The 20567-nt window shown below is 67.1% G+C and carries 19 protein-coding genes; 12 read left to right on the forward strand and 7 right to left on the reverse strand.

From position 1 onward, the window contains the following. Nucleotides 1-113: 113 nt before the first annotated feature. Nucleotides 114-1544, reverse strand: coding sequence for a glucuronate isomerase (gene uxaC, locus QFZ65_RS00730; protein ID WP_306907454.1), 1431 nt, complete (start codon nucleotides 1542-1544; stop codon nucleotides 114-116). A gap of 239 nt (nucleotides 1545-1783) precedes the next feature. Here uxaC and QFZ65_RS00735 point away from each other — a divergent pair, with 239 nt between their 5' ends. The 6 genes from QFZ65_RS00735 to QFZ65_RS00760 are packed head-to-tail and all read left to right on the forward strand — an operon-like array spanning nucleotide 1784 to nucleotide 8532. Then, complete coding sequence (locus tag QFZ65_RS00735; protein WP_306907457.1) at nucleotides 1784-2842, forward strand: LacI family DNA-binding transcriptional regulator; 1059 nt, start codon at nucleotides 1784-1786, stop codon at nucleotides 2840-2842. Beyond that, on the forward strand, nucleotides 2829-4055 hold the full coding sequence (locus QFZ65_RS00740) for an extracellular solute-binding protein (RefSeq protein WP_306907459.1): 1227 nt from the start codon (nucleotides 2829-2831) through the stop codon (nucleotides 4053-4055). Before QFZ65_RS00735 ends, QFZ65_RS00740 begins: the two co-directional genes overlap by 14 nt. Further along, nucleotides 4052-5185: an ABC transporter ATP-binding protein gene (locus QFZ65_RS00745; RefSeq protein WP_306907461.1), complete on the forward strand. Its 1134-nt coding sequence runs from the start codon at nucleotides 4052-4054 to the stop codon at nucleotides 5183-5185. The genes QFZ65_RS00740 and QFZ65_RS00745 overlap by 4 nt, the downstream gene beginning before the upstream one ends. Further along, nucleotides 5182-6105: an ABC transporter permease gene (locus tag QFZ65_RS00750; RefSeq protein WP_306907463.1), complete on the forward strand. Its 924-nt coding sequence runs from the start codon at nucleotides 5182-5184 to the stop codon at nucleotides 6103-6105. The genes QFZ65_RS00745 and QFZ65_RS00750 overlap by 4 nt, the downstream gene beginning before the upstream one ends. Further along, nucleotides 6105-6983: an ABC transporter permease gene (locus QFZ65_RS00755; protein ID WP_306907465.1), complete on the forward strand. Its 879-nt coding sequence runs from the start codon at nucleotides 6105-6107 to the stop codon at nucleotides 6981-6983. The genes QFZ65_RS00750 and QFZ65_RS00755 overlap by 1 nt, the downstream gene beginning before the upstream one ends. 49 nt (nucleotides 6984-7032) lie before the next feature. Then, the gene (locus QFZ65_RS00760) at nucleotides 7033-8532 is read left to right on the forward strand and encodes a mannitol dehydrogenase family protein (RefSeq protein ID WP_306907467.1); all 1500 of its coding nucleotides are present in this window, start codon (nucleotides 7033-7035) and stop codon (nucleotides 8530-8532) included. 66 nt (nucleotides 8533-8598) lie between these two features. Here the strand turns inward: QFZ65_RS00760 and QFZ65_RS00765 are convergent, their stop codons facing one another. Then, nucleotides 8599-9108: a DUF4190 domain-containing protein gene (locus QFZ65_RS00765; RefSeq protein WP_306907469.1), complete on the reverse strand. Its 510-nt coding sequence runs from the start codon at nucleotides 9106-9108 to the stop codon at nucleotides 8599-8601. A 133-nt stretch (nucleotides 9109-9241) separates the two neighbouring features. On the opposite strand from QFZ65_RS00765, the gene pgm reads away from it, so the two are divergent. Further along, nucleotides 9242-10915 (forward strand): phosphoglucomutase (alpha-D-glucose-1,6-bisphosphate-dependent), encoded by a 1674-nt coding sequence (pgm, locus tag QFZ65_RS00770; protein WP_306907471.1) that lies wholly within the window; start codon nucleotides 9242-9244, stop codon nucleotides 10913-10915. 3 nt (nucleotides 10916-10918) lie between these two features. Here pgm and QFZ65_RS00775 read toward each other — a convergent pair whose 3' ends face one another. After that, complete coding sequence (locus QFZ65_RS00775) at nucleotides 10919-12082, reverse strand: diguanylate cyclase (protein ID WP_306907473.1); 1164 nt, start codon at nucleotides 12080-12082, stop codon at nucleotides 10919-10921. Between the two features lie 365 nt (nucleotides 12083-12447). Beyond that, on the reverse strand, nucleotides 12448-13053 hold the full coding sequence (locus QFZ65_RS00780; protein ID WP_306907475.1) for a malonic semialdehyde reductase: 606 nt from the start codon (nucleotides 13051-13053) through the stop codon (nucleotides 12448-12450). A gap of 207 nt (nucleotides 13054-13260) precedes the next feature. On the opposite strand from QFZ65_RS00780, the gene QFZ65_RS00785 reads away from it, so the two are divergent. Further along, complete coding sequence (locus QFZ65_RS00785) at nucleotides 13261-14616, forward strand: uracil-xanthine permease family protein (RefSeq protein WP_306907476.1); 1356 nt, start codon at nucleotides 13261-13263, stop codon at nucleotides 14614-14616. 123 nt (nucleotides 14617-14739) lie between these two features. On the opposite strand, the gene QFZ65_RS00790 is transcribed toward QFZ65_RS00785, so the two are convergent. Continuing rightward, the gene (locus QFZ65_RS00790; RefSeq protein WP_306907478.1) at nucleotides 14740-15156 is read right to left on the reverse strand and encodes a hypothetical protein; all 417 of its coding nucleotides are present in this window, start codon (nucleotides 15154-15156) and stop codon (nucleotides 14740-14742) included. A gap of 78 nt (nucleotides 15157-15234) precedes the next feature. Then, complete coding sequence (locus QFZ65_RS00795) at nucleotides 15235-16134, reverse strand: SDR family oxidoreductase (protein WP_306907480.1); 900 nt, start codon at nucleotides 16132-16134, stop codon at nucleotides 15235-15237. A 214-nt stretch (nucleotides 16135-16348) separates the two neighbouring features. Here QFZ65_RS00795 and QFZ65_RS00800 point away from each other — a divergent pair, with 214 nt between their 5' ends. Next, nucleotides 16349-16849, forward strand: a complete 501-nt coding sequence (locus QFZ65_RS00800) for a DUF6328 family protein (protein ID WP_306907482.1) — start codon at nucleotides 16349-16351, stop codon at nucleotides 16847-16849. After that, nucleotides 16846-17556 carry a DUF6766 family protein gene (locus QFZ65_RS00805; protein ID WP_373427548.1) on the forward strand — a complete coding sequence of 237 codons (711 nt, stop codon included), beginning with the start codon at nucleotides 16846-16848 and terminating at the stop codon, nucleotides 17554-17556. The genes QFZ65_RS00800 and QFZ65_RS00805 overlap by 4 nt, the downstream gene beginning before the upstream one ends. Before the next feature lie 4 nt (nucleotides 17557-17560). Here QFZ65_RS00805 and QFZ65_RS00810 read toward each other — a convergent pair whose 3' ends face one another. Continuing rightward, nucleotides 17561-18685, reverse strand: a complete 1125-nt coding sequence (locus QFZ65_RS00810) for a glycerate kinase (RefSeq protein ID WP_306907484.1) — start codon at nucleotides 18683-18685, stop codon at nucleotides 17561-17563. A 96-nt stretch (nucleotides 18686-18781) separates the two neighbouring features. On the opposite strand from QFZ65_RS00810, the gene QFZ65_RS00815 reads away from it, so the two are divergent. After that, nucleotides 18782-19561 (forward strand): histidine phosphatase family protein, encoded by a 780-nt coding sequence (locus tag QFZ65_RS00815; protein ID WP_306907486.1) that lies wholly within the window; start codon nucleotides 18782-18784, stop codon nucleotides 19559-19561. Beyond that, complete coding sequence (locus QFZ65_RS00820; RefSeq protein WP_306907487.1) at nucleotides 19539-20456, forward strand: NAD(P)H-hydrate dehydratase; 918 nt, start codon at nucleotides 19539-19541, stop codon at nucleotides 20454-20456. Before QFZ65_RS00815 ends, QFZ65_RS00820 begins: the two co-directional genes overlap by 23 nt. Nucleotides 20457-20567: the final 111 nt, after the last annotated feature.

Here is a 20567-nt window from a genome sequence, read left to right on the forward strand (position 1 = left end):
CGCAGGTGTTGTTTGCACGGTCAGGCACCCCGCCCGTGCGCCGGACAGCCGATGCGCGCGGCGCCGCCGGGCAGGACTCCGAGTGTAGGTATCGTCATGGCGTTCCTTCGGGATCAGTTGCGGGCTGCATACGACTGCAGCGGAATGTTGTAGGTGAGGTCGACGGCGGTCTCCGCCGCCTCCGCCAGGCCGAGCCGCCCTTCGGCGACGAGCCGGGCGAGGTAGCCGGCGTCGATCCGGCGGGACAGGTCGTGGCGGGCCGGAATGGAGGCGAGCGCCCGGGTGTCGTCAACGAAGCCGCTGGTGTTGTAGAACCCGGCGGTTTCGACGGCGGACTCACGGAAGCGCCGCATCTGTTCCGGGCTGTCCAGGAACCACCAGGGGGCCCCGAGTTTCATGGCCGGATAGCTGCCGGCGAGGGGCGCGAGCTCGCGGGAATAGACAGTCTCGTCGGTGGTGAAGGCGATGAAACGGAAGTCCTTGTTCATGCCGAAGCTGTCCAGCAGGGGCCGCAGGGAACGTGTGAACTCCACGCTGACCGGAATGTCGAAGCCCTTGTCGGGCCCGTAGGAGTCATAGATGCTCTGGCAGTGGTTGCGCAGCACCCCGGGGTGGAGTTGCATTACCAGGCCGTCCTCCACGGACATCCTGGCCATTTCGTACAGCATGCTGCCCGAAAAGGCCTGGGCTTCCTCAGGGGTCACTTCTCCGCGGATTGCTGCCGCAAATATGCGCTGTGCCTCCGCCTGCGGCAACGGTGTTGTGTCCGCCAGCAGGTGTCCGTGGTCGGTGGCCCGGGCACCGACGTCGACAAACGCGCCGCGGCGCTGCCGGAGGGCCGCCAGGAAGCTGCCGTAGTCCACCACTTCCACCCCGGAAACCTCGGAAAGCATCCGGATTTCGTCCTGCCACCGGGGATGGTCGACGTGCAGCAGCGAGTCCGGGCGGAACGTCGGGACGATCCGGCCAGGTCCCAACGCATCACTAAGTTTGCGGTGGGCGGACAGGTCCGACAACGCGGAATCGGTTGTGGCAAGAATTTCCACGTTGAAGCGGTCAAGAATCGACCGCGGGCGGAAGGGCTCGGTCTGGAGCAGGGCGGAGAGCTTGTCGTAGAGGACATCGGCATTCTCAGCGGACGGCTGCAGCGGCGTCTCGAAAACCACCGCGAGCTCGTGCTCCAGCCAGTAACGCGTGGGCGTCCCGCGGAACAGCTTCCAGTTCTCGCAGAAACGCCGCCAGATCAGGCGGCCGTCCTGCTCCGCCAGGGACGCGTCCTGCCGGTCGGCGACCCCGAGCTCCGCCGGCGAATAGCCCTGGGACACCAGCATCCGCACCAGATAGTGGTCCGGGATCACCAGCAGCTCCGCCGGATTTCCGAAGAACTGGTTGTCCACGAACACTTCGGCCTCGACGTGGCCGTGCATGGACACGATCGGCAGGTCGGAAACGGCGCTGTAGAGCTCCCGCGCGATGGAGCGCGTTGCGGGATCGGCAGGAAGGGCGCGGTCCGGATCGATGGCCCATGCAGTGGCGTCACTCATGAATTTGCCTCTCCTTTGAAACAAAATGCAACAACATTCAGCGTTTGAACTAAGAACAAATATGCACGGGGGCTTTTGATAAAGCAACGGAATTCCAATATTTTTCCGGAATCCCGAGCGCCAGCCGCACCGAAGTTAAATGATTTTTGGCCGACCTGTTGACAGACTGTTGCAAACGGTTGCAGGATGTGACCGACCGCACATGGCGGCGACCGACGACGATGTTAGGTGAAGTGCGCATGAAGGGATCCATTACGGTCCGGGACGTGGCGAAGGCGCTGGGCGTCTCGCCGTCGACGGTGTCACGGGCACTGTCATCCTCGGATCTCGTCGCTCCCCGCACCCGCCAGCAGATCGTCGACAAGGCCCGCGAGCTGGGCTACACCCCGAACCACGCCGCCCGCGGACTCGCCACCGGCCGGAAAGGCACCCTCGGACTGGTGGTGCCGGACCTGGAGAACCCGTACTTCGCCTCGGTCACCAAAGGGGTGCAGGCGCGGGCACTGGCGGCGGGCTACTCGGTCTTTGTGGCCGATTCCGATGAGGACAGCCGCGTGGAGCGGGAACTGGTGAGCAAACTCAAGCCGCAAGTTGACGGGCTCATCCTGTGCTCGTCGCGGATGTCCGACACGGACCTGGCATCGCTGCTGGGAGGCGCCCCGGTCCTGCTGATCAACCGCCGCATGGAGGGTCTTCCCGACATCACCGTGAACGACCAGGAGATCGTCCGCCAGGCGCTGGAGCACCTGCACGCCCTGGGACACCGGAAGGTCGGCTATGCCGGCGGCCCTACCGGTTCATGGTCGGACCAGCAACGCCGCCTCGGCATTGAGCAGGCCCTGCCGGGCCTTCCCGGCCTGGACGTCATCTCCTTGGGATCTTTCGCGCCCGTCTTCGGCGGCGGCCAGTCCGCCGCGGACCTCGCCGTCGCGGCGGGCCTCACCGCCGTCCTGGCCTACAACGACCTCATGGCCCTGGGCATCGTTGCCCGCCTGCATGCCCGGGGCATCAACGTTCCGGACCAGATGAGCGTGGTGGGCATCGACGACATCAACGCCGCAACGCTCATCTCGCCCGCACTGACCACCGTCCGCGCACCGTTGCGCAAGGTCGGCAGTGCCGCCGTCGACCGGCTGGTCGACATTCTGGATCCCCACTCGGTACCCCGCGCCGCCGGAGACCTTCCAATCGAAATCGTTGTCCGGCAATCCACATCTGTAGTTCCCTCCGCTATCCGCGAGCGTCCGTCCGGCAACGTTGCCGGACGCAATGAAAGGAAGTCCCATGCGAGCATCTAGAAGAGTCCAGTGGGCAGCAACCCTCGGCGTCGCCGGGCTGCTGGCCACAGGTTGCGGCGCCCCCGGGAGCGATAACGCCTCGGCCACGACGCTGTCCGCCGGCAGTGTTCCGGAGAAGCCCTCCAAGGCCGTCACCCTCAACATCCTCGACGTCGCCGGCAACAAGCAACTGACCGGCGCCATCTTCGACCAGTTTGCAAAGGACCACCCGGACATCATCTCCTCGGTGACCTGGGAGACGGCAGGTGCCCCGGACATGGCCGGCAAGGTTAAGGCCCAGCAGCAGGCCGGAAACCTGAAGATCGACCTCGTGCTGACCGGTACCGACGGCCTTGCCGCAGGCATCAGCGAGGGTCTTTTCGCTCCGGTGGCAAAGGATTACAAGGACCGCCTGGGCAACATGGCGAACTACCAGGAGCCCGCGGCGGCGATGCAGAAGCTGGCCGAGGACCAGGCCGTCGAACTGGTCTACTACCCCTCCGGGCCGCTGCTCGAATACAACCCGGAGAAGGTCCCGAACCCGCCCACCACGGCGGAGGAGCTCCTGGCCTGGGCCAAGGAACACCCGGGCCGCTTCGGCTACGCCCGTCCGGCCAACTCCGGCCCCGGCCGGACGTTCCTCATGGGCCTGCCCTACATCCTCGGCGACTCCGATCCGAAGGACCCGGTGAACGGCTGGAGCAGGACCTGGGATTACCTCAAGCAGCTTAACCAGAGCGTCTCCTCCTACCCGACCGGCACCGGCGTCACCATGAACAACCTGAAGAACGGCACCTGGGACATGGCCCTCACCACCACGGGCTGGGACATCAACCCCCGCGCCCTGGGCCAGGTTCCGGAGAACTTCAAGACGCAGGCGCTCAAGAACTTCACCTGGGTCACGGATGCGCAGTACGCCGCCGTTCCCAAGGGCGTTTCCGCGGACAAGATGGCGGCAATCCTGCAGGTGCTGCAGTACGCACTGACCCCGGAACAGCAGGCCAAGACGTTTGACACCGGCTACTTCTACCCCGGCCCGGCCATCAAGGACGTCACCGTTGACCTCGCTCCGCAGGCCAGCAAGGACGTCATCCAGAAGTTCGGCCGGCCCGAATACGACGCCCTCATCAAGGACAACCCCAAGGCCACCCCCATCGATGCCGCTGCACTGGTGAAGGCCTTCGACACCTGGGACACGCAGGTGGCCACCGGAAAGGTTGAGCAGAAGAAATGAGCATTCACGCCACGAGTTTTGAGACCCTCGAGCTGGAGAATGTGGCTCGGTCATTCGGCGGGCAAAACGCGCTCCGGAACCTCAACCTCTCGATCCGCAGCGGTGAGTTCATCGCGCTGCTCGGACCCTCGGGCTGCGGCAAGTCGACGGCGTTGAACTGCCTGGCGGGGCTCCTGCCGCTGACCGGCGGCCGGATCCTCATGGACGGCAAGCAGATCGACCAGCTGCCGCCCGAGAAGCGCGGCTTCGGCATGGTTTTCCAGAACTATGCCCTCTTCCCGCACCTCACCGTGGAGAAGAACATCGCGTTCGGCCTGGAAATGCGCAACGTCCCCAAGGCGGAGATCAGGAAGCGGGTGGCCGAGGCGATCGAACTGGTCCAGCTCGGGCCGCACGCGTCGAAGCTTCCCGGCCAGATGTCCGGCGGCCAGCAGCAGCGCGTGGCAATCGCCCGCGCGGTGGTGCTGCGCCCGCCGCTGGTCCTCATGGATGAGCCGCTGTCCAACCTGGACGCGAAGCTGCGCCTGGAGATGCGCACCGAGATCCGCCGCCTCCACCAGTCGCTGGGCCTCACCACCCTCTACGTGACGCACGACCAGGAGGAAGCGTTGTCGCTGGCGGACCGGCTCGTGGTCCTGCGCCTCGGCGAGGTGCAGCAGGTCGGCACGCCGCAGGAGCTCCACGAACACCCGGCCAACTGGCACGTCGCGGACTTCATGGGATACCGCAACCTGCTTGAGGGCGTCGTGGAGCGGGTCCACGGCGGCGCTGTCACCGTTTCGGTCCTCGGCACCACGGTGACCGGTTCCGCAAAGGACCCGCTCCGTGCCGGCGACGCCGTGAAGATCGGCCTGCGGCCGGAGGACTTCGACATCGCCCCGGCAGGCACGGCGCCCGCCGGCCTCGCCACCATCGACGCCACGGTTGAGGTGGTGGAATACCAGGGCCGCGAGTTCGCCGTCGAGGCGAGGTCCGACGCCGGCAAGCCCCTGCACGTGCGCACCGCGCACTATGTGGAAGCCGGCCAGCGCGTCACGCTCACGGCGTCGCAGGACCGGGTGCTGGTCTTCCCCGCCGATCTGGCGCCGGCGATGAAGGCCGCCCCTGAACTTGAGGGGGCGGCGCTGTGACCATCACCGGGCAGCGCCCGGGCCGGGCGAAGCAGGAAACAGCCAACCGGCCCGCGCTCTCCCACCGGCTGGCGGAGCGCGGGATCGACAAGCTCCTGCTCCTGCTGCTGCCTGCGTTGCTGTTCGCGCTGGTGCTGTTCGTCTACCCGTTCGTCTACGGCCTGGGCCTGTCGTTCCAGCCGAAGACCGGCGGACTGTTCGGTGCGTACGTGAAGTTCTTCACGGACCCATCGGTCCGGGGGCTGGACTCGATCTGGGTGACCCTGCAACTGGCCCTCCCGGCCGCCCTGCTGAACGTCCTGGTCTCGGTGCCGATCGCCTACAAAATGCGCGGGAAGTTCCGCGGCAAGCGGGCGCTGACCACCGTCCTGGTCATCCCGATCACACTCGGCACCGTCCTCACCGCCGAGGGCCTGCTGAACTTCTTCGGCCAGCGCGGCTGGCTGAACCGCTTCCTGGGCCTTCTGGGCTTCGAACCGCTGCAGCTGGTCCAGAACTACTGGGGCGTGCTCTGGTCGCTGATCATCTCCGGATTTCCCTTCGCATTCCTTCTGATCCTGTCCTACCTTTCCGGCATTGATCCCTCCCTTGAGGCGGCAGCCCGGACCCTGGGTGCGGACTGGAAGCAGCGCTTCCGCCGGATAACCCTGCCGCTCCTGGCGCCCGGCCTGGCGATCACGTTCTGCCTGACCTTCGTCCTGGCCTTCAGCGTCTTTCCATCGGCCATCCTCGTCGGCGACCCGTCCGGGTCCACCCGGGTCATCGCCTATGTGGCCTACAACGCCTGGGGACAGCAGTTCGACTACCCGCTCGCGTCCGCCGCGGCCATCGTCATGGGCGCCGTGGAACTGATCGTCATCGTCCTGGTGCTGATCTGGCGCTCCCGCATGTACAAAGGATCCACCGGAGGTAAGGGCTGATGAGTGTTGCACTGAAAACGAAGTCGGGCGCCGCGCCGGCCGCCGCCAAGCGGCCGCTGGCCGCCTCCCCGGGCACCTTCCTGATCTGGGGAAGCATGGCCGTCTTCCTGTTGCTGCTGCTCGGTGTTGTGTCCTCCGTTGTGGTCAACTCCTTCGCCAAGGAGTGGTTTGATACCTGGCTGCCCGCCGGCTACACGCCCGCCTGGTACGCCGACGCCTGGAAGGAGTACGACCTCGGCCAGGTCATCGGCACCACCCTGACCGTCTCCGTCGCCGTCGTCGGAATCTCGGTCCTGATCGGGGCACCGGCCTCCTACGTGCTGGCGCGGCGCAATTTCCCGGGCAAGAGCATCATGATGCTTGTCTTCCTGCTGCCGATCATGATGCCTCCCATCACCTACGGCATCCCGCTGGCGACGTTGCTGACGTACTACCACCTTGCGCCCGGCCTGACCGGCGTGATCCTGGCCAACCTGGTCCCGTCCATCCCGTTCGTCATCCTGACCATGACGCCGTTCATCGAGCAGATCAACCCGTCCATCGAGTCGGCAGCCCGGATGTGCGGGGCCAACATGCTGCGGCTCTTCACGAGGATCCTCGCTCCGCTCCTGGTACCGGGCATCCTCGCCGCCGCGGTTCTGGTCCTGGTCCGGACGGTGGGCATGTTCGAACTGACGTTCCTGACCTCGGACTCCACCTCGGACACCCTCGTCGTAGCCTTGTTCACGGCCATGACAGGGGCCGGCATCCGTGCCCAGCAGTCCGTCGACGCGATGGCAGTCGTGTACATGCTCATGATGATGGTCCTGCTGGTCGTGGCCCTCCGGTTCGTCAATCCGACCCAGCTTGTTTCCCAGGTCCGGGAAGACACCGACTGACCGCCGGGCGGCCCTCAGCGCCGCCCTCCCCGCCGCTGAAAGGCCAAGAATGTCTGCAATCACCCTTACCGGCCGCCTCTCGCTAGCCACTTTGGCTGCGACGGCGGAACGCCCCGGAGTGTCCGGCCCCGCTGTGGATCCCCGCGCCCTCAGCACCGGCATTGTCCACTTCGGGGTGGGCGCCTTCCACCGGGCGCACCAGGCCGTCTACACCGAGGACGCCGCCGCGGCCACTGGGGACACCCGGTGGGGAATCCTTGGCGTCACGGGCCGTTCGGCACGGGTGGCGGAACAGCTCGGCCCGCAGGACGGCCTCTATTCGGTGCTGACCAAGGCCCGGGACTCCGCCTCCCTGCGTGTCATGGGGTCGATGCGCAGGGTGGCGTTCCCGGGAACGGATACCGAGGATGTGTTGCGGACCCTGGCAGCGGAGAGCGTCCATCTCGCGTCCCTCACCATCACGGAAAAGGGTTACCCGCGGACGCTCCGGGGCGGGTTAGATCTCGGCAACGCGGGTGTGGCGGCCGACGTCGAGGCCCTTAAGGCCGAACTCTCGGGCCAGGGTACTGCCGGCGCTGCCCGCACGCCCCTCGGCCTGCTGGCGCGGGGGCTGGCGCGGCGCTACGCCGCCTCGGGCGCTCCGTTCGCGGTGGTGTGCTGCGACAACCTGGTGTCGAACGGCGGCGTTACCCGCGGCCTGGTCATGGCCCTGGCGGAGGCGGCGGGAGCGGAGGGGATGCTGGAATGGCTGGGCACGGCTGTCACGTTCCCCTCCACCATGGTGGACCGGATCGTCCCGGCGACAACCGAGGCGAACCGCCGGGAAGCAGAACAGGTCCTGGGGGTCCGGGACGAGGGCCTGGTGGTTGCCGAGCCTTTCGGGCAGTGGGTGATCGAGGACAATTTCGCGGGGCCGCGCCCGGCGTGGGAACGGGCCGGGGCGACGCTGACGGACGACGTCGGCGTGTTCGAGGTCGCCAAGCTGCGGATGCTCAATGCCACCCACTCCCTGCTGGCCTACCTCGGGGCCCTGCGGGGGTACCCGACGATCGCTGAGGCGGTTGCGGCCGGCGGACTGGTGGAGGAGGCACGCCGCCTGCAGCGCGACGACATCATCCCCACGCTCGATGCCCCGCCGGGAATGGACCTGGCCGAATACGGCGAATCGATCCTGGACCGGTTCGCCAATCCGAATCTTGGGCACACCACCATCCAGGTCGCCATGGACGGTTCCCAGAAGCTGCCGGTCAGGATCCTCGGGACGGTGGCGGACCGCCTCTCCGCCGGCGAAGTCCCGCGTTCCGGTGCCCTGCTTGTCGCCGCCTGGATGGTTTTCGTCTACCGGGGTCGGGACGCGAACGGCCGGCCCCTGGTTCTGGACGACCCCATGGCGGAGGCGCTGCGGGAAGCGGCGGCCGGCTCAGAAGCCGGGCTCGCCGACCGGCTGCTGGCGGTCAGGGAAATTTTCCCGGCGGAGGTCGCGGACCACACTGAGTTCCGGGCTGCCGTAACCGAGGCGGTCCGGCGGTTGCTGTCAGAGGTTCCGTAGGCCCGGAGGCACTGCCGGGTCACTGCTGGCTCACGCGCGCTCACTGCTGGCCGGCTGGGGCGCCAGCTACACGCCGTAGCCGCTGTAGCGTGCACTGCTGAACACGATCCCGAGTATCACGATGACCAGGATGGTGAGAGCGATCCCCACGTAGCCGAGCACCAGCCCGGCTATGGCCAGCCCGCGGCCTCCGGGCTCCCGCGCCAACGCCATGTGTCCCAGGATGACGGCGGCGATCTGCGGCAGCAGGAAGAACCCGAAGCCCACAAGCGCCGCGATCCCGCAGCAAAGGCTGGCGATGCTCAGGACTTTGGGCTCTGCCGGAACTCCGTAGTAGCCCGGCTGGCCGTAGGCGTTGTAGCCCGCGCGTCCCGGGCCGGGAGCGGTGTACTGCTGGCCGGCCTGCCCGTAGGGGCTGTAGCCCGGGCCGGCCTGGCCGGGCACCGGATATTGGCCCGGGTGGCCGTAGGCCGGGCCGTAGGGGCTGGGAGGCTGCTGGCCGTGCCCTTGAGAATACGACGGCGGCTGCTCACCGTGCTGCCGGTCGTCCTGGCCCGAAGTCGGCTGATCAGTCATGGAAGTCCCCTTTTTAGTCCCTCAATCCAGCGTACCGCCGCCTGTTTGGGAATGATCGGGAATTTCGGCGTCACAGGGCCCCGAATGTGGACAAATTCTGTTGTGCTCCCCTCTCGTCTGGCATGCTAATGCCATGGCTAGCCGCGCGGGCACTGTTGCCCAACCCCAAGACCTTGTTGACCTCACTGCGCTTCTGGATGCGTACTACGACGTTTCGCCGGACTTAAGTGACCCCGGGCAACGCGTAGTGTTCGGCACCTCCGGCCACCGCGGCTCCAGCCTGAAGTCTTCCTTCAACGAGCCGCACATTGTGGCCATCACCCAGGCGATCGTGGAATACCGGGCAGGCCAGGGCATCACCGGGCCCCTGTATCTGGCCAAGGACACGCATGCGCTGAGTGAACCGGCCCAGAACTCGGCCCTGGAGGTGCTCGCGGCGAACGGCGTGGACGTGCTGGTCGACGCCCGCCACGGTTACACGCCCACCCCGGCGCTCAGCCACGCCATCCTCACCCACAACAGGAATTCCGCTCCAGGGGCGCCGCAGGCCGACGGCATTGTGGTCACGCCCAGCCACAACCCGCCAGGCGACGGCGGTTTCAAGTACAACCCCCCGCACGGCGGCCCGGCCGACTCCGATGCCACCGGCTGGATCGCCAACCGCGCCAACGAACTGCTGGAGAACGGGCTGCGGGGCGTCAAGCGTATTCCGCTCGCCGAGGCCCTGAACGCCGGCACCACGGGCAAGTTCGACTTCCTCAGCAGCTACGTGGACGACCTGCCGTCGGTACTGGACCTCAACGCAATCCGCGAGGCCGGCGTCAGGATCGGCGCCGATCCGATGGGCGGGGCGTCGGTGGATTACTGGGGCGAGATCGGCGAGCGCCACCACCTGGACCTCACCGTGGTGAATCCGACGGTCGACCCGCAGTGGGCGTTCATGACGCTTGACTGGGACGAGAAGATCCGGATGGACTGCTCGTCGCCGTCGGCGATGGCATCGCTGATCAACCGCATGGCTGCTGGTGCGGACGGGTCCGCCTTGTTCGACGTCGCCACCGGCAACGACGCCGACGCCGACCGGCACGGCATCGTGACCCCGCTTGTCGACGGACACGGCGGCCTGATGAACCCCAACCACTACCTCGCCGTTGCCATTGACTACCTCTACCGCAACCGCACCGGCTGGAACCCGCAGTCCGTAATCGGCAAGACGCTGGTGTCGTCCTCCATCATCGACCGGGTGGCGGAGAACCTGGGCCGCAAGCTGGTCGAGGTCCCCGTGGGCTTCAAGTGGTTTGTCCCCGGCCTGCTGTCGGGTGAGGGGGCTTTTGGCGGCGAGGAGTCCGCCGGCGCGTCCTTTAACAAGTTGGACGGCAGCGTGTGGACCACGGACAAGGACGGAATCCTGCTGGCGTTGCTGGCCTCGGAGATCACCGCCGTGACCGGCAAGTCGCCGTCGCAACTCTACAAGGGCCTCACCGACCAGTTCGGCGATCCCGTCTACGCACGAATCGACGCCGCGGCCAGCCGGGAGCAGAAGGCAGCGCTCGGCAAGCTGTCATCCTCGGATGTCACCGCAACGGAACTGGCCGGCGAGACCATCACCGCCAAGCTGACTGAGGCGCCCGGCAACGGCGCGGCAATCGGCGGCCTGAAGGTTGTCACCGACAACGCCTGGTTCGCGGCCAGGCCTTCCGGCACCGAGGACGTCTACAAGATCTACGCCGAGTCCTTCAAGGGCCCTGAGCACCTGAAGCAGGTCCAGGCGGAGGCCAAGGCCCTCGTCGACGGCGTGATCTCCTAGCCCTCAGGCGGTCTTTTCCTCGAGGTGGCTGGCGAGCACGGAGCGGTCCCTGCCAAGCGATTTCGCCTGGTAGAGGGCCGCGTCGGCCGCGGCCACCATCTTGGACAGTTCCGCGCGCCCGTGGTTGGTGGCCGCGATGCCGTAACTGACGGTGGGAAGGCGCGGGACGCTGGCCGACGTCCGCCTCTCCAGGCGGCGGCTGATCTCGGCCGCGATTTCGCTGGCCACCTCGGGGCGGACTCCGGGGAGCAGCAGGATGAATTCCTCGCCGCCGTAACGCCCCACGAGGTCAGTGGCGCGGACCGTGGCCCTGCAGGCGTCGGCGAAAGCCTGCAGCGCCGAGTCGCCGGCCGAGTGGCCGAACTCGTCGTTGATGGCTTTGAAGTGGTCAAGATCGGCCAGTACCAGGGAGCCCGTGGTCCGGACCCTGTTCAGGCGGCGGAGCTCGTGCTCGGCGAGCTCCAGGAACGCCGCACGGTTCAACAGGCCGGTAAGGCTGTCGAACGTTGCCCTCGCCCGCAGATCCTGGTTCAGCTGCTCGTTGCTGAGTTCGGCCATGGTGAAGGACGCAACAACCAGGATTATGGCCGAGAACAGGGTCGTCGGGACCGAGCCGAACACCGAGAGGAACACCGGCCCGTCGGCCCCGTCCGCCACGAAGGCCACCAGGCGGGCCCCGTAGAACACCGCCAGGATGCCGGACCCGACGGCGAGGGTCCGGTGGGCGCGGGAAAAGTTGCTGTCGAGCAGGAAGAGTTCCCGGCAGGCGAGTCCGATCAGGACGCCCATGGATGCCAGATAGAAAGGACCTCCGGCCCAGACGTTGGTGGCCGGATGGTCCACCGCGGAGGTCAGGGCCGTGACGGCGGGCGCGGCCGCGAGAAGCCATGGCCTGGGCACCGTGGTGCGCAATGAACGGGCTCCGGCCCAGATACTGGCCGCCCCGGCTACCAGGAGGACGTTTCCGGACGGATTGGCCCATACCTGATGGACGGTGCCGTCGAAGAGGTACGCTGCGTTGCCGGCCAGGAACAGGAGCAGGGCCATGCACCACCAGCCGCTGTAGGCGGAGCGGGTCCGGCGGAACGTGATGAAGTAGAAAAGCAGAAGCAGGGTCAAGTCAACCACCGCCAAAGCGACCCGCAGGGTTGCGGTGTCAAGCATCATGTTGTGGCCCCCAGTCCGCACCCCATACCCGAAAATCGTGCACGCATCATCGCGTCAGCCAAGTATCGCACCCGCCGACGGATTCGCCGCCGCGTGCCCGCGATATGACTCCTTAATCGCCTCCGGAACGGCCGCTGCACGCACCCGTACCACCTTGCGCCAGGGGCGCTGCCGGCGGCCCTGTTTGGCGGGCCGTGTGCGGTCTAGACTGGAAGTGGTCCCGGATGCGGCCTTGCGCTCACCCGCAGAATTGCGTCCCGAGTGCCTCCGGCCTGTCCCCCATGGTGCCGGAGGCACCTCCGCGAGTCCTGCCGGTGCCGGAGGCACCTCCGCGTCAGACCGTGCGGGAGGCAGCGCCAGAAGCGTCAGACCGTGCGGACGACCTCTTCGTACGCGAATTTCGGCTTGGCCGGTCCCCACGCTTCGGCGGCGGGCTGGCCGATGTTCACCACCAGGAAGCTCTTCTGGCTGCCGTCGGGGAAAAAGGCTGCGTCAATGGCCGCGAAGTCCGCACCCGTCATGGGTCCGGCGGACAAGCCAAGCGAGCGGACGGCAAGGATGAAGTAACCGGCCTGCAGGTGGGCATTGTTGTTGCCGGTGGCTGCGGCCAGGTCCGGGGCGGCGTCGTACATTGCCTTGGGGGCGTTGTATCCGGGCAGGAAAGCGTCCCACTGCTCCTGCCACGACGTGTCGTAGCTGAGGATCGCGACGAGCGGCGCGGATTCGGTTTTGGCCCGGTTGCCGTGGGACAGGGCATTGACGAGCGTGCCGCGGGCCTGCACGGACCGGACGTACGTCACGCGCAGCGGCTGCGAATTGAACGCCGTCGGCCCGTACTTGGTGAGCTCGTAGATGGCGCGGGCCTGTTCCTCGGTGACGTCGCCGGTGAAGGCGTTGGCCGTACGGGCCTCGGCAAAAATAGCGTCCACCGCGGCGGCGTCAATTACTGCTTCCTCATGGGCGATCGTCATTGGGATCCCTTTCGCTGGCCTGCCCGGGGTGCCGGGCGATTGCACTGTCCATGGTTGCAACTTCAACGGACGCTGTCTGCTTCCCGAGACGTCCCGTGACCTCCCGCACAGCCCCGCCGTAGCCGAAGCCTGCCGGAAACAACCGCGCGGTAAGGTTGCTCCGGAAGATTCCTTCCCGCCCCACACATCCCCTGAAAGGCTCAGGCAATGAGCATGCTCGGTACCAAATGGACGCTCCACGGCAACGGCAGATCCATCCGGCCCGGCGAGGTCGTCAAGCCCGGCGAGCGGCTCGCGTGGCCCCTGACCATCGGCGTCGGCATGCAGCACGTCGTGGCCATGTTTGGCGCCACTTTCCTGGTTCCGATCATCACGGGCATGCCGCCGGCCACCACGCTGTTCTTCTCCGGCATCGGCACGCTGCTCTTCCTCGTGTTCACCAAAGGCCAGGTTCCCAGCTACCTCGGCTCCAGTTTCGCCTTCATCGCCCCGATCATGGCCACGCAGCAGCAGTTCGGCGTTGCCGGAGCCCTCGGCGGCGTGGTGCTGGCCGGCGTCGGGCTTGCCATCATCGGCGCCGTGGTGCAGAAGTTCGGCGCGGGCTGGATCAACCGCCTGATGCCGCCCATCGTCACGGGTGCCATCGTCGCGCTGATCGGGCTCAACCTCGCACCCGCGGCCAAGAACAACTTCGACGCCGCCCCGGTCACCGCCCTCATCACGCTGGCCACGATCATCCTGGTCAGCGTCGGCTTCCGCGGTATCCTCGGCCGGCTGAGCATCCTCGTCGGCGTCGTCGTCGGATACCTTGTCGCGATGATGCGCGGCGAGGTGGACTACTCCAAGATGGACGGTGCCGCGTGGATCGGGCTGCCGCACTTCCAGACGCCGGAGTTCCACCTGGGCGTCGTCGGCCTCTTCGTGCCGGTGGTACTGGTGCTTGTTGCCGAGAACATCGGCCACGTAAAGTCCGTTTCGGCCATGACCGGCCAGAACCTCGACGGCGTCTCCGGCCGTGCGCTGATGGCCGACGGTGCGGCGACGGTCCTTGCCGGCATGGGCGGCGGCTCCGGCACCACCACCTATGCGGAGAACATCGGCGTCATGGCGGCGACAAAGGTCTACTCGACCGCCGCGTACTGGGTGGCCGGCCTCTTCGCCGTGCTGCTGAGCTTCTCGCCGAAGTTCGGTGAGCTCATCGCGACCGTCCCCGCCGGTGTGCTGGGCGGCGCCGCAACCATGCTCTACGGCATGATCGGCATCCTTGGCGTGAAGATCTGGGTCCAGAACAAGGTGAACTTCTCCAACCCGGTGAACCTGACCACCGCCGCCGTCGCGCTCATTGTCGGCATCGCCGACTACACCTGGACCATCGGGGAACTGAAGTTCACCGGGATTGCCCTGGGTTCGGCGGCGGCTCTGGTGATTTACCACGGGATGAAGGCGATCGCCAACGCCCGCGGCACTGTCGCGGAGCCCGAAACCGAAGAGCCTGCGGCTGTGGCGGCAGGGAGGGCTGCGGCCAACGCAGCCGCGCGGCGCGCACCGAAGAAGCGCCGCTAGCGGCGCCGGCCCTAACATGGCCGCTGGCTCAACGAAAGGCCAGTTCAACAAAAAGGCCGGCATCCAGCCACCGGGGGGTGGCAGGATGCCGGCCTTCCGCATTGTGCGGTTGGCGACGCCGGGTCAGCCGGCGTCGAACGATGCCTCGTCGTCACCGCTGTCGTTCGGCGACTTGCTCTCCGGCAGGTCCGTGCCGGAACCGTCCGGCAGCCCGCTTGCATCCTGGCCCGGCTCCGAGGAGAACGGCCGGCCGGAATCCGGATCCTCGGTGTTGTTTTCATCGATGTCGGCCTCCGAGGAGGGCACTGCGACCTCTGGCTCCTCCGACGAGGGCTTGTCGTACGCGGTGTCCGCACCGGCGTTTTCTGAACTCATCTGTTCCTCCGTTCCTCCGGAGCTTCCCGCTCCGGGTTGTCCTGCATTGTCCTGGTCTTGCGCGCCGGACTCCTCGGCGCCCCCGCCGGGCAGTTCCTGCTCCACGCTCGGGGTCCCGTAGCCGCCGGCTTCCTCGACCGGGTCCTGCTGGTTGTCCTGACTCATGACATTCCTCCTGCTGTTGGAATCGTGGTGAACCTGACGTGCTGGATGCCCCGGCGAAGGGGCGCGGATGCGGTTGCCTCAAAGGCCCTTTCCGCCGGTGACCGGAAGCACCGCGCCGGAAATGTAGGAGCCATGGTCCGAGGCGAGCAGCACGTATGCCGGTGCCAGTTCCGCCGGCTGGCCGGCACGCTGCAGCGGGGTGTCCTGCCCGAAGCTCGGCAGCTTGTCCGGCCACTCGGTCGCCGGGATCAAAGGCGTCCAGATGGGCCCGGGCGCCACGGCGTTCACCCGGATCCCCTTTGGCCCGAGCTCCTGGGCCAGGGCCTTGGTGAAGGCGACCTGCGCCGCCTTCGTCATGGCGTAGTCGATAAGTTCCGGCGACGGGTTGAATGCCTGGATGGACGCCGTCGTGATGATCGAGGCGCCGGCTTTCAGATGCGGCACCGCCGCGCGTGCCGTCCAGATCAGCGAGTACAGGTTGGTCTGGAAGACCCGGTCGAACTCCTCGGTGGGCAACGACTCGAAGCTGTCGCGGTTTTTCTGGTACGCCGCGTTCAGGACCAGCACGTCCAGGCGGCCGAACTCCGCCACGGCGTCCGCCACGATCCTGCCGGCAAAGTCCTCGCTCCTGCCGTCGCCGGGGATCAGCAGGGCCTTACGGCCCGCCTTCCGGATCCACTCGGCGGTGTCCTGGGCGTCCTCTTCCTCTTCGGGGAGGTAGGAGATCGCGACGTCGGCGCCTTCCCGGGCGAAGGCAATGGCGACGGCCTTGCCGATTCCGGAGTCCCCGCCCGTGATCAACGCAGCCTTGCCCTGCAGCGCCTCACTGCCCCGGTAGCTTTCTTCACCATGGTCAGGGGCGGGTTCCATGGGCGCGGTAAGGCCCGGCTGTTCCTGGACCTGCTCCGGAAAGGAGCCGGAGTAATAGCCACCGCGGGGGTCCTGCGGCTGGTCCTGCTGCTTGCTCGAATCACTCATGGTCCACCTACCCAACATGTCGGTTTCAGTGATATTTCCGCGGCCTCCGGCGCGTACCGGCTCCTCGAAACTATCCCAGCGAAGTAAACAGTTCCACCCTACCTGCAAAATAATCAGCAGACTTAGTACTAACTTGTATTTAGTAAGTCTCAAGCCTAGGTTGACTCTTAAGTGCCGCCCGCAGTCCGATCCGCATTCACCGGAGGTTCACCCAGTGTCCGATCCAGCAGCTCCCGCGAGGAACGGGAGGAACGAGTCCGTCGAGGAACAGATGGACCGTAACTGGATCGAACTCCTGCAGGAACTCCGGGTTCTGCAAACAGGCGTGCAGCTCCTGGCGGGCTTCCTCCTGACCCTGCCGTTCCAGGCAAGGTTCCAAACGCTGGACGACTTCCAGGTCAATCTGTATCTCGCCAATGTGGCACTGGCTGCGCTCACGACCGCGCTGATCCTGCTGCCCGTGAGCGTGCACCGCCGCCTGTTCCGCCTGCGCCTCAAGGAGACGCTGGTGTCCAGCGCCGACCGGATCGCGAAGGTGGCCCTGGCCGGCGTCGGACTCCTCAGCGTCGGTACCTCAGCGCTGGTCTTCGATGTCACGGCCGGACGGACGGCGGGGCTTACCGCCGGAGCCGCGCTGCTGGCGGCCCTGCTGGTCCTCCTCGTCTACGTGCCCGTCAGGCTCCGTCAGCGGGCAACCCAAAGGAAAACGACATGACAAGCGCTACAAGTCACCACCGCAGCACATCTCCGGGAGGAACCATGGGCAAGTGGGTGAAGGAACACGGCCTGATGCTGGCGAACATCGGCCTCTTCCTCGTGCTCTTCGGCGGGATGGTCTTCAGTGGCGCCGCCGACTACAGCGAGGACCAGGTGACCCACGGACAATCGGCCGTTTCGGTGCTTGAGTACCTCGGGACCGGCTCGTTCCTGGAGGCGACCTTTGAAAACTGGGAGTCCGAGTTCCTGCAGATGGGCATGTACGTCATCCTGACCGTCTTCCTGTTCCAGAAGGGATCCTCGGAGTCGAAGCCGATGGACAAGGACTTCCCGCAGGACCAGGACCCGCGGGATCTACCCCTCAAGGCCAATACACCATGGCCGGTGCGGCGCGGCGGCTGGGTCCTCAAGCTCTACGAGCACTCCCTGTCGCTCATGTTCCTGCTGCTGTTCCTGATGTCCATCGCCCTCCACGCCGTGGGCGGCAGTGAAGCGTACAGCGAGGAACAGCAAAGCCACGGGCAGCCGGCGGTCACGGTGCTGCAGTACCTCGGATCCAGCCGCTTCTGGTTCGAATCCTTCCAGAACTGGCAGAGCGAGTTCCTGGCCGTCGCCGTGCTTGTGGGTGCCTCCGTCTATCTCCGCGAGAAGGGCTCTCCGGAATCCAAGCCGGTGGCCGAGCCGCACTATGAGACCGGAAGCTGAGGTTCTAGGCCCCTTCCAGAACCTGGCTGGTGGCCCGGATGAGGTACTTTGCGGCGTTCGCGACGGCGTCGGCCGGGCTTTCCGCGAGGTCCAGCAGCTGCGCGGCGGCCACCACGCCGTGCGGGGCGAGGTCCTCCGGGGTGACCAGGATGCGTCCGGCCACGACGATCACGGGGATGCCGAGCTCGCGGGCGGCATCGGCGAGCGCGATCGGCGCCTTACCCGTGAGCGACTGCGAATCCATCGAACCCTCCCCGGTGATCACCAGGTCCGTCTGGGACAGTTTTCCGGCGAGGCCGGTGAGGCCCGCCACCAGCTGGAAGCCGCCTTCCAGCCGTGCGTTGCCGAAGGCCAGGAACGACGCCGGGAACCCGCCCGCCGCGCCCGCCCCCGGGATGTTGACCTCCCGGCCGGTGGCCTGGCGCAGCACGGATGCCCAGTTGCGGAGGCCGGCGTCGAGCAGCTCCACCGCGTCCCCGTCGGCGCCCTTCTGCGGGCCGAACACGTGCGCGGCGCCGTCCTCCCCGTACAGCGGGCTCTGCACGTCCACGGCGATGCGGAACGTGACCGCAGCGAGCCGGGGATCCAGTCCGCTGACATCCACGGCGGCCACGTCGGCAAGCGAGCCGCCGCCCAGCGGCACCACGTTCCCGGCAGCGTCCAGCGGCTTGAGCCCCAGGGCACGGAGCGCTCCGCTGCCCCCGTCGCTCATGGCCGAGCCGCCCAGGCCCAGCACGATCTCGGTGGCACCGGCGTCCAAGGCGGCGGCAATCAGCTGGCCGCACCCGTAACTGTGGGCGCGAAGGGCGTTGGCCGGGGTGGGCTCCATCTGGGCCAGACCGGACGCCTGGGCGGTTTCAATGACAGCGGTGGCTGCCCCGGAGGCATCCTTGCGGATGGCCCACGCAGCGCCGACGGGAGCCAGGATGGGCCCGACGACCGCGTTGAGCCGCTCCTCGTACCCGGCCGCAACGGCTGCCTCGAGGGTTCCTTCGCCGCCGTCGGCGACCGGAAACTGGACGGTCTCGGCGTCGGGATAAACCCGCAAAGCACCTTCGGCCATGGCAGCGGCGGCTTCGAGTGCCGTGAGCGAACCTTTGAACTTGTCCGGGGCGATGAGGATGCGCATGGTCCTATCCTGCCAGCCCGGCCGGGACGGCGACGACAATGAGGAATACCGGTAGTAACGTGACAGCGACGCAGCATCGGACAGCAGGGGGCACGAATGAATGACAACGGACAGACAACCGGTCCGGGACGCGGGGTGCCGGGCGTGGCGCAGCTCCTGCTGGTACGCCATGGCGAAAGCGAGGGGAACGTCGCCGCGACACTTGCGCACGAAACCGGCGCACACGTCATCCCGGTCCCTGCCCGGGACGCCGACGTCGAGCTGTCCGACACCGGGCGCGAACAGGCATTGGCGCTGGGGCGGCTGCTGGCAGGTTTTCCGGATGAAAGCCGCGCCGCCGTCTGGTCCTCGCCCTATCTCCGGGCGCGGCAGACGGCGGAACTGGCCGTCACCACCGGCGGCTGGCAGACGCCGGTCCTGGTTGACGAACGGCTCCGTGACCGCGAGCTCGGCATCCTCGACATGCTCACCTCCCTCGGCGTGGAAGCACGGCTCCCCGAAGAAGCGGAGCGGCGGCGGTGGCTGGGCAAGTTCTACTACCGCCCGCCCGGGGGCGAGTCCTGGGCCGACGTCGCCCTGCGCCTGCGGTCCCTGCTTACCGACCTCGACCGCCGGCACCCCGGCCAGAGCGTGATGCTGGTCTGCCATGACGCCGTGATCCTGCTGATCCGGTACATCCTCGAAGGACTGACGGAACGCGAACTCCTGGACATCGCAGCTGCGTCCAGCATTCTCAACGCCTCGGTCAGCCGCTTCGTCCGCCCGGACGGCACCGGCCCCTGGCAGCTGGAAAGTTTCAATATGGCCGATCACCTGATGAGCGAAGGTGTACCGGTGACCCAACACTCAGGAGATGCCAATGTCCAACCGCGCTGAACTCGTTACCCCGACACTGCTGAGGGACTGGCGGCTGCCCGGCGGCGGGTCCGGCAAGGATGACCGCGGCACCGTGCTGGTGGTGGGCGGTGCCAGGACGACTCCCGGGGCCGCGCTGCTGTCCGGCGTCGCGGCGCTCCGGTCCGGCGCAGGCCGGCTCACCATGGCCGTGGCCGAGTCCGTGGCGGTACAGCTTGCGGTGGCGCTCCCCGAGGCCGGGGTGCTTGGCCTGCCGGAAACCCCGTCGGGGTCCGTCGCTGGTTCCGCGGCCTCCGCCCTCACCGACAAGATGGCGTCCGCGGACGCGGTCCTCGTCGGGCCCGGCCTAGACGACAAGGACGAGTCGGTCGACCTGCTCCGCGGGATGCTCACCATGCCCGCGGACGGCACGCCGCCGGCCATCATCCTCGATGCCTACGCTTTGGGCTGCCTGCCCGAGCTCGAGGGTGAGCTGGAACCATGGGCGGACCGGCTGATCCTCACCCCCAACGTCAAAGAGGCCGGCATCCTGCTCGGCCGGGACGTGGACGACCTGCACCCGGATGTGCAGGAACTCGCCGACAAGTACCACGCGGTGGTGAGCTGCCAGGGCGTTATTGCGGCTCCCCGGAGTGCCGGCAAGGCGGAGGCCTCCGGCGGGGGTGACGGCGCGGGCCGCTGGGAAATCACCACCGGGCACAGCGGACTCGGCACGTCGGGCAGCGGGGATGTGCTCTCCGGAATCATTGCGGGCCTTCGGGCACGCGGAACCACCGACGCCCAGGCCGCCTGCTGGGGCACCCATCTGCATGCTGCCGCCGGCGACCGGCTGGCCAGCCGGCTGGGAGGCCTGGGCTATCTCGCGCGCGAACTCACCGATGAGCTTCCGCCGCTGATGATGGAGTTGGCCAACTGACCCCTGCGCCCCGCGAGGGAGACGGGCTCTGGACTAGCCGTCAGCAGGCTGATTAGGCTGGAGGAGCAGGGCCGGTGGCACGGCCGCACGGTGTCGACCTAAGGAGACGGC

This window comes from Arthrobacter sp. B3I9 (genome assembly GCF_030816935.1).
GTDB lineage: Bacteria > Actinomycetota > Actinomycetes > Actinomycetales > Micrococcaceae > Arthrobacter.

What these genes read in the sequence shown, in the direction of transcription:
- uxaC (WP_306907454.1), bottom strand. Translation starts at nt 1,544, where the DNA reads ATGAGTGACGCCACTGCATGGGCCATCGATCCGGACCGCGCCCTTCCT.
- QFZ65_RS00735 (WP_306907457.1), top strand. Translation starts at nt 1,784, where the DNA reads ATGAAGGGATCCATTACGGTCCGGGACGTGGCGAAGGCGCTGGGCGTC.
- QFZ65_RS00740 (WP_306907459.1), top strand. Translation starts at nt 2,829, where the DNA reads ATGCGAGCATCTAGAAGAGTCCAGTGGGCAGCAACCCTCGGCGTCGCC.
- QFZ65_RS00745 (WP_306907461.1), top strand. Translation starts at nt 4,052, where the DNA reads ATGAGCATTCACGCCACGAGTTTTGAGACCCTCGAGCTGGAGAATGTG.
- QFZ65_RS00755 (WP_306907465.1), top strand. Translation starts at nt 6,105, where the DNA reads ATGAGTGTTGCACTGAAAACGAAGTCGGGCGCCGCGCCGGCCGCCGCC.
- QFZ65_RS00760 (WP_306907467.1), top strand. Translation starts at nt 7,033, where the DNA reads ATGTCTGCAATCACCCTTACCGGCCGCCTCTCGCTAGCCACTTTGGCT.
- QFZ65_RS00765 (WP_306907469.1), bottom strand. Translation starts at nt 9,108, where the DNA reads ATGACTGATCAGCCGACTTCGGGCCAGGACGACCGGCAGCACGGTGAG.
- pgm (WP_306907471.1), top strand. Translation starts at nt 9,242, where the DNA reads ATGGCTAGCCGCGCGGGCACTGTTGCCCAACCCCAAGACCTTGTTGAC.
- QFZ65_RS00775 (WP_306907473.1), bottom strand. Translation starts at nt 12,082, where the DNA reads ATGATGCTTGACACCGCAACCCTGCGGGTCGCTTTGGCGGTGGTTGAC.
- QFZ65_RS00780 (WP_306907475.1), bottom strand. Translation starts at nt 13,053, where the DNA reads ATGACGATCGCCCATGAGGAAGCAGTAATTGACGCCGCCGCGGTGGAC.
- QFZ65_RS00785 (WP_306907476.1), top strand. Translation starts at nt 13,261, where the DNA reads ATGAGCATGCTCGGTACCAAATGGACGCTCCACGGCAACGGCAGATCC.
- QFZ65_RS00790 (WP_306907478.1), bottom strand. Translation starts at nt 15,156, where the DNA reads ATGAGTCAGGACAACCAGCAGGACCCGGTCGAGGAAGCCGGCGGCTAC.
- QFZ65_RS00795 (WP_306907480.1), bottom strand. Translation starts at nt 16,134, where the DNA reads ATGAGTGATTCGAGCAAGCAGCAGGACCAGCCGCAGGACCCCCGCGGT.
- QFZ65_RS00805 (WP_373427548.1), top strand. Translation starts at nt 16,846, where the DNA reads ATGACAAGCGCTACAAGTCACCACCGCAGCACATCTCCGGGAGGAACC.
- QFZ65_RS00810 (WP_306907484.1), bottom strand. Translation starts at nt 18,685, where the DNA reads ATGCGCATCCTCATCGCCCCGGACAAGTTCAAAGGTTCGCTCACGGCA.
- QFZ65_RS00815 (WP_306907486.1), top strand. Translation starts at nt 18,782, where the DNA reads ATGAATGACAACGGACAGACAACCGGTCCGGGACGCGGGGTGCCGGGC.
- QFZ65_RS00820 (WP_306907487.1), top strand. Translation starts at nt 19,539, where the DNA reads ATGCCAATGTCCAACCGCGCTGAACTCGTTACCCCGACACTGCTGAGG.